General features: G+C 53.5%; 4 protein-coding genes and 2 pseudogenes. All 6 read right to left on the bottom strand.

The window, feature by feature from the left end:
- A partial coding sequence (locus tag PN477_RS20935) for a helix-turn-helix domain-containing protein (protein ID WP_417158835.1) occupies nt 1-106 on the bottom strand: 106 nt, incomplete at its 3' end.
- Between the two features lie 250 nt (nt 107-356).
- A pseudogene (locus tag PN477_RS15305) lies at nt 357-812 on the bottom strand (Uma2 family endonuclease); the annotation flags it as partial.
- A 131-nt stretch (nt 813-943) separates the two neighbouring features.
- Nucleotides 944-2,362: a phospholipase D-like domain-containing protein gene (locus tag PN477_RS15300; RefSeq protein ID WP_272117935.1), complete on the bottom strand. Its 1,419-nt coding sequence runs from the start codon at nt 2,360-2,362 to the stop codon at nt 944-946.
- 96 nt (nt 2,363-2,458) lie between these two features.
- The gene (locus PN477_RS15295; protein ID WP_272117934.1) at nt 2,459-3,331 is read right to left on the bottom strand and encodes a right-handed parallel beta-helix repeat-containing protein; all 873 of its coding nucleotides are present in this window, start codon (nt 3,329-3,331) and stop codon (nt 2,459-2,461) included.
- Between the two features lie 863 nt (nt 3,332-4,194).
- Nucleotides 4,195-4,809: pseudogene (gene nusB / locus PN477_RS20930) on the bottom strand (transcription antitermination factor NusB); the annotation flags it as partial.
- Nucleotides 4,810-4,895: 86 nt separating this feature from the next.
- Nucleotides 4,896-5,666 carry a DUF502 domain-containing protein gene (locus PN477_RS15285; RefSeq protein WP_072621837.1) on the bottom strand — a complete coding sequence of 257 codons (771 nt, stop codon included), beginning with the start codon at nt 5,664-5,666 and terminating at the stop codon, nt 4,896-4,898.
- Nucleotides 5,667-6,013 lie beyond the last annotated feature (347 nt).

Here is a 6,013-nt window from a genome sequence, read left to right as displayed (position 1 = left end):
CTCTAAGGCAATAGTTGTAATGACTACGCAGCATATCCAGCCAATCAACCATCATGACTTTTTGAGAGCTATTCGGTTTCAACTTGTACTTGTATGCTTTGTTCATTTTGTTGCTAAACCAACAATGAAAAAAGTATATCAAATTATCATGCAAAATGGCAAAAATTCAATTAAGTGTAAGAATTGAGGAGTTTGAAATGAAGTTGCTTATTAAATATGCAAAAAAACAGGACGGACAAAAACGGATGTCGTTAGAGAATTTATTCGTTCCCTCAAAAGTATTGAAAATTAAGGACTCGCTTTATAGTGGGAGTCTTCTTTGCACATTTAAGATAAATTTCCACCGTTTTCCCCTAGGGATTAATCAGCCAACCCAGTTGGGGACCACTGGCTAAGTATTCCTGCATTTTGTTTTGCAGCGGTTTTAAGCGATCGCTCTCAGAACGCAATTCAATCACAAAATCGGGGCAGAGGGGCGGGAATTTTTGGCGCTGTTCGGGTGTTAACGAGTTCCATCGCTCCAGTTGAACCCAGGCTACATCGGGGGAGCGATCGCCGCCCTTGGGGAGCTTAAACACCGTTGAAGAACTAAACACTTTGCCTAGCTTTGTTTGACGATTCCAAAGTCCTAAATCGGTAATGAATTCCGCTTCTCGTTCGCCACTTTCACCACCCACTGGCGGCATAATAATTAAATCTCCTGCTGCTGTCCGTTCCATCGCAATCTCTTGATTAGCCATACACAATTCATAAAACTGCTCATGGCTCAGGTGCTCAACGAGGGGTTTTAAGCTGAAATGAATCACACTCATAATTGATCACCAGACTGGCTCTAGATTGGGTCTATTTTATAGCGAATTGCGAAACGATGAGAACGTTACCTCCCTCGAAACAAGGGGCTTAAGCCCCTTGCCTGTTCATAAATCAAATAGGATTGCGATAGTCACCCGCCGCAGGCTTGGGCGGCTTCTTGAATTTTAGTTTCTACGGCTGAGGTAATGCCGAGTTGTGCCCCCTTAAAAAGATGGTCAAATTCCTGTTGAAAATGAGCCGCGATCGCGGGATTATCAATGATTAACACCGTTTCATCGTTATCGTGATTCGCCGCCGCTGACCAATTGTGCGACCCGGTAATCACGACCCGCCGATCCATCACCCCAAATTTATGGTGAAGCTTGTCGCCGGGGGGCAGGGCGGGCACGCCGACGGTGGTAATCGGGGCGGCCCAGGGTTGGTTATTGGGTTCCGCTTGGCAGTTTTGCTTAAGGAGCGTCACGCCCAAAAGATCCAGCCCCTCGCTAAAGTCGCGGAAGGCAAAACTAGGGTCAATCAAAACGCGGACTTGGGTTCCCTGTTGGTGACGGGTGGCGAGGGTATTGGCGATCGCCTGCTCAGAAAATACGAATAGGGCCAAATCTACGCTCTGATTAGCGGCGCTGAGGGTGCGGGCGATGAGGCCGTTGCTGCTCATTTCCCAGGGTTCGGAGGGGGAGGTGGGGGAAAAATGCACCGTGACGCGGGATGCGCCGATGGTGAAGGTTTGGGCGGGTCGCATTGGTTTTTGCAGGCCAAAGCGACTATCGGGGCGGCCGCCGGGGCCATCGCCCCAAAGGAGGTTAAATTCCTGTTGAAACAGTTGGGACAAGGCGCGATCGCGGATCACCAGCAGATGATTCACATTACCGCGACTCACGGCCATGGTTAAATCGCCATGGGTTCCACTGGGGGTAAAATTCGCCGAACCCGTTACCACCGTCGCCCCATCAATCACGACAAATTTATGGTGCATTAACCCCGATCCCTTACTGCCGTCGGCGGTGTCGTCAATCAGCGGCACGCGGGCATTGCGTAGAATTAGAATCGCATCATTTTGGGCCAGTTCCGCCGCCGTCACTTGGCCATCGCCATCCTGATCCGCCAAGGCCGCGATCTCAGCATCGGTATTGCTGCGACCGGGGCCAGAGCGATCGCTCTCCGGCCAAGGTTGGTTATAGGTATTTTCTAGCACCACCCGCACCCGCACCCCCGCCGCCTGTTTTGCTGCCAAGGCCTGGGCAATTCGAGGTAAACGCAACTCCTGCACCGCCACCTCGATCGACTGCTGCGCCTGTTCAATTTCTTGCAAAATCACCCCTTCTAAATCATCCCCCGGCCGCTCGATTTGGCGGTAGGGGTCGGTATAGTTGGCCCCTTGGGCGGTGTTGTGGTTGAAGTAGACGGGGATTTGGGGGTCTTGGGGGAGGGAGGCGGGCCGTTGGGCCGCGGGTAAAACGGTGGGGGCGAGTTGGGCCGCTAACCGGCAACCATTCAACCCCAAACCCAGCACACAAACCAGAGGCACAAACAAACGCCGCATCACCATGGGAGACGATCCTACTTCTCAACGATTCACCCCTTAAGAATAGTCCTTAATCGGGGGTGATGAGGCGATCAAATTACCCACCATGATGTTGGCGCATTAAAGATCCATAAAGGTATTATCTGTAAACCGCACATCATCGAGGCGCAACACCCCCGGCTGATTCATTAATTTGGCGCTGCTGTTGTTGATGAATTCGCAATCTTCAACGATCACGGCAGGACTGTCGATCACGTTAAAAAAGGCATCCCATTGAGCGAGGACTTGATTATTGCGGAATTGGCAATCTTCAAATTGCACTTGGCGGCTGCGTTCGACGTGAACGAGGTTGTATTGACGATTGTTCAAAAATTGGCAGTCTTCGAGGTGAATGTCTTCGCATGCGGTGAGGTAGAGGATGCCGTAGGTGCATTCGTAGATTTGACTATCTTTGCAGTGTAGTTCGTTGGTGCGCGAGGCCCAAATGCCGTAGGTTCCACTGCCGAAGAGCCTTAAATCATCAAGTTCGATGTGATCGCAGTCTGTGAATTGCAACACAGCACCGTTACAATCCCCCTCATCGGGCCAATGCCCCGCCTCAATCTGTTTGAGGGTGATGTCTTGGCAATTGTCGAAGCGCAACACATCGGCGTAGCGGGGTTGGGTGTAGATCTTGGCGCTGTGGTCTTTGGGGCCGATGATGGTGAGGTTTTGCACGTTCCGAATCACGGCTTCGATGCCATCGTAAACTTCTTCAAAGGCGATGTGGGGCGATGATGCCGTGAGGGTGTCGGCAATGGAGACGAGATCATACACACCGGGGCGAAGGGTAATGGTGCGATCGCTGCCGATCGCGTCCCACAGTTCGCGGCTGGTGCTGACGGTGATTCTGGCCCGCCGTGCTGCCAAGCTGGGGCGGGTGAGTAGTAATTGGGTGCTACCGAGGGCGATCGCGCCCCAGAGTAGTTGTCGCCGCGTGATACCCTGTCCCATGACTTGACCTCAAAAATTTTGCTGGAAACTTAGGTGGGGATTGCAACCCAGACAATCGTATCCTAAAAACTCGGCGGCAAGTAGTCGGGCAAGGATTCAGCGTCGAGGGATGATTCTATCTCTGACTCGGTATCTGACTCGATATCTGGGGCCGGGGCGATCAATTCCGGCTCGGCGATCGCCTCATTCACCATCAGTTCATCTACATCCGATTCAGGCGCGATCGCCTCACGATCGTCAAGCTCATCTACATCCGATTCAGGTGCGATCGCCTCACGATCGTCAAGCGTATCTATCCCCGATGGCTCAGGCGCGATCGCCTCACGGTCATCAAGCTCATCTAAATCCGATTCAGGCGCGATCGCCTCATTCACAATCAGTTCATCTAAATCAAGGGCATCGGCCCTGTCCGGAACCGACTCCGGGCGAAACGTGGGGGGGACGATGTCCGGCTCAACCGGCCCAGGGTTAGGGATTGAGGCGGGTTGGGGCTTGGGGATGGCTTTTAAAATCGGTTTTTGGGTCGGTTTGGTGGTTGAGGGGGGCCGTGGGTCAACCCGGAGGATTTCTTGACTGGGTTTCGTGCTAGGACTGGGGGCCTCGGTGGGCGGCGCGATCGCTTCTGGGGGAGTCTCTGGGACAGCGCGGGGCGTTGTGCGGATCGGTTTTACCTCCGGGCTGGGGAAGGTGGTGGGGGGTGCGATCGCCTCTGGGGGCGCTTCAACATCCAGGGTCATCTCTGGAGCAGGGGGAAGATCCGGTTCGGGGGCAGGTGGTGGGATGGCAGCCGGAAGCGGTGCGGGGTCAGCCGCCTGGGGTTCCGAGGGGGGAATGGCCGCCGGGTTGAAGGCAACGGGGTATTTATGGCTTGTGACGCGACGGAGCACCCCATTGATAAACCGCGCCCCTTCTTCATCGGAGTAACGTTTTGCCAGTTCCACCGCTTCATTAATCGCCACCCGCTCCGGCACATCCAAGTAGCGCATCTCCGCCACCGCCATCATCAGAATTTGTCGATCCAACTGGGGTAAGCGACTCAACGACCAATCCACAAGCGATCGCTCCAACTCCGCACTAATTTCGGCCCGACGACGCTTAATCGTCCCCACCAACGCAAAGGCATAGTCCCGCACCACTTGTTGATTCGCCAAATTAATAAATTCCGGCAAATCCAACGCCGCCCCCAAGCGATTAATCGCCTGTTCAGCCAGCGTCAACCCTTCGCGCACCATCACCCGCGCACTATGGACATCGGGGGCCCGCACCTCACTTTTATTGAGGCGATCGCTCCCTCGGCGCACCTCCATCCCCGCCGTTTCCAACGTTTCCCGCACATCACTCACCAATGTGCGCACCGCCGCCAACATTAGATTACTGAGATCCTGTTGGGCTAATTTTTCATCGTTACCGCTGGCTTGGCTTAACCCCAGGAGGGCAAGTTCACGAGCAGTGCGGCGAGGCTGTTGGCGGGCTGACATAGGTTTTGGGAGATAGGCACGGCAGAGATCGCACCAAAGGCGCGATCCATCAGTTTACCGAAAAACGAACGCTGAGACTAGACAGCTCACGATGATCCCGGCGAATACAGTTCTTCATCACGGGACAGGACGGAACGTTCCGCCTCAACGGTGTTGGCCGCATCCACAGCCACCGAACCGTATTGGGGCGATGAGACCGGCTTCGCATTTAGGGGAATTGCCGTGTCTGTGGTGCGCGGGCTGACGATACCACCGGAAATGAGCACTTTAAACGCATCTTCAATGGAAATCGGCAGAGTAATCACCTCTGCTTCCGGAATCACGGCGTACCATCCCGATGTGGGATTCGGCGTGGTGGGGATAAAGACACTGAGCATCGGTTCCGAGAGGTGAGTTTGGAGCGCGGCGCTCAATGTCCCCGTCACAAAGCCAATACTCCACACCCCCCGGCGAGGATATTCAATCATCACCACCCGCCGAAACTTCGTTTTCGAGTCTTGGAGGAGGGTTTCCAGGATTTGCTTGAGGGTATTGTAAACAGAACCGGCCAGGGGAATCGATTGTAGAATCCGCTCCCCCACATTGAGGAGCCATTGCCCGACAATATTCCGCGCCATTAACCCAATCAGCAAAATACACCCCAACGGGACGGCTAGCCCGACGAGCAAATTGAGGAGATTGCTCACGATTGGGTGCAACCCTTGGAAGGGGTTGAGTTGCTTGGGAATTTCCGTCAAAAAGGCAATCACCCAGCGCGTGATCGTCAGGGTGAGCCAAATGGTGGTGGCGAGGGGGATGATCACCAGTAAACCGGCGATCAGGTCATTCTTAAAGTCTTGCTTTAAACGTTGCAACACCGAGGGGGGATTCTCCTTGCTCACGACAGGATGGTTCGGCACGATGAATGGAGAGTGGTGCGATCGCTGCATCTGCAAGAACCGTCACTCAACTTTGCTCTAGTCTAACGATTTACGGCAGATGTAAAGAAATGTTGCCTTGAATTTCAGGCTGGGTCACTAAATTTTGAGGATTTTAGGGTCTGACTCTAGACAGGCTTGATGCTATTTTATCTTAAATGTGCAAAGAAGACTCCCACTATAAAGCGAGTCCGAGTAGAGTTACCGAAGGTAACGGCGGACGTGCCTTTTAGTGGCGAGATGAATTTGCACCAACAAACAAATCGAGCGACAGCGAGTCCTTTAAT

Origin of the sequence: Spirulina subsalsa CS-330 (genome assembly GCF_028330765.1) — a bacterium.
Taxonomy (GTDB): Bacteria; Cyanobacteriota; Cyanobacteriia; order Cyanobacteriales; family Spirulinaceae; genus Spirulina; species Spirulina subsalsa_A.
The sequence above is the reverse complement of the archived record's forward strand: the minus strand, read 5'-3'. Positions and strand labels throughout refer to the sequence as shown.

Bases quoted from the DNA above. Each gene is read 5' to 3' on its own strand.
- PN477_RS15300 (WP_272117935.1), bottom strand. From the start codon at position 2,362: ATGGTGATGCGGCGTTTGTTTGTGCCTCTGGTTTGTGTGCTGGGTTTG.
- PN477_RS15295 (WP_272117934.1), bottom strand. From the start codon at position 3,331: ATGGGACAGGGTATCACGCGGCGACAACTACTCTGGGGCGCGATCGCC.